Consider the following 1,428-nt stretch of genomic DNA (forward strand, 5'->3'; position numbering starts at 1 on the left):
GATTAAGTCCATATAATTGTGTAAAAAGAAAATGAGTCAAATTAGTTCCTCTTGACCACAATGTTAACAACGACGAAAACTATGTGGAGGAATTAATATGACTCAATTACAGTTTAACCTAAATCTAGATGTTTTAAAAGAATCTGTTATGACTTCTAACCTTGATACTATCATCAAGGCATCCGTTGTCCTTGTCCTTAATGAGTTCATGGAAAAAGAGCGTGATAATTACCTACAAGCAGGTGCCTATGAGCGTACCAGTACGCGTCAAGATTATCGCAATGGTTACTATGATAGAGAGCTTTTAATGAGTATTGGAAAAATTACGCTCAGAGTACCTAGGACTCGTAACGGAGACTTTTCTACTTCAGTTTTTGAAGAATACGCTCGTTGTGACCAAGCCTTTGTTTTAGCCATGCTTGAAATGGTTGTGAATGGGGTTTCCACTAGAAAGGTTACTAATATTGTGGAGCAGCTATGTGGACAAAAAGTATCTAAATCATTTGTATCAACACTTACAGAAAGGTTAGATCCAATAGTCAATCAATGGGCAAATCGTCCACTGAACACAATGTACTATCCTTATGTTTTCGTAGATGCGATGTATATCAAAGTGAGAGAACACAATCGGGTAGTTTCTAAAGCCGTCTATATCGCAACTGCGGTAGACAAAAATAATAAACGTGAAATTCTAGGCTTAAAAGTAGATCACATTGAAAGTAAAGAGGCTTGGGAACGTTTTTTCCAATACCTAAAATCTAGAGGCTTACACTCTCCTAAACTAATCATATCTGATTCACACAAGGGGTTAAAGGCTGCAATCAGATCGGAATTTGTGGGATCTTCTTGGCAACGTTGCACAGTCCACTTTAAGAGGAATATCGTCGATCATATGCCCAAAAAGGATATGGTTGAAGTGAAGATGGGCTTAAAAAGAATTTTTGAAGTTACTACAGTTGATGATGCAAGGAAGTATAAACAAGAATTTATTGATCTCTTTGGGGCCAATCCAAAACTAGAAAAAGCGATTGAAATATTAGAAGAAGGCTTCGAAGATGCCGTTCAGTACCTAAATGAAGATTCGAAATTTCACAAACATTTACGTAGCACTAACTCTCTTGAAAGAATTAACGGGGAAGTCCGACGAAGAGAGAGCGTAATAAGAATATTCCCTAATACACAGTCAGCTTTCAGACTCATTGGCGCCTTCTTAATGGACTATGCTGATGAAGTTTCAAAAAGAATTATCGGGAGCAAGTCTGAAGAAACAAAGATAAAAAAGAAAGTGGAAAAATTGAAATAGTATGCGCGAAGCGCGAATTTTTGGTGTACTGGAAGGGGTACCCCTTCCAGTACACCAAAAACAAATAAACCTGTTAACATTGTTTTTCATGAGGAATGAAATTACACATAATACAGGACTTGACA

1 protein-coding gene is annotated in these 1,428 nt (G+C 37.0%); it reads left to right on the forward strand.

What is annotated here, in order from left to right:
- Window positions 1-97: 97 nt before the first annotated feature.
- Window positions 98-1,303 (forward strand): IS256 family transposase, encoded by a 1,206-nt coding sequence (locus tag V7138_RS25005; RefSeq protein WP_335402696.1) that lies wholly within the window; start codon window positions 98-100, stop codon window positions 1,301-1,303.
- Window positions 1,304-1,428 lie beyond the last annotated feature (125 nt).

It is taken from the genome of Bacillus sp. JJ1533, from assembly GCF_036965045.1.
Lineage (GTDB): Bacteria > Bacillota > Bacilli > Bacillales > Bacillaceae_L > Ferdinandcohnia.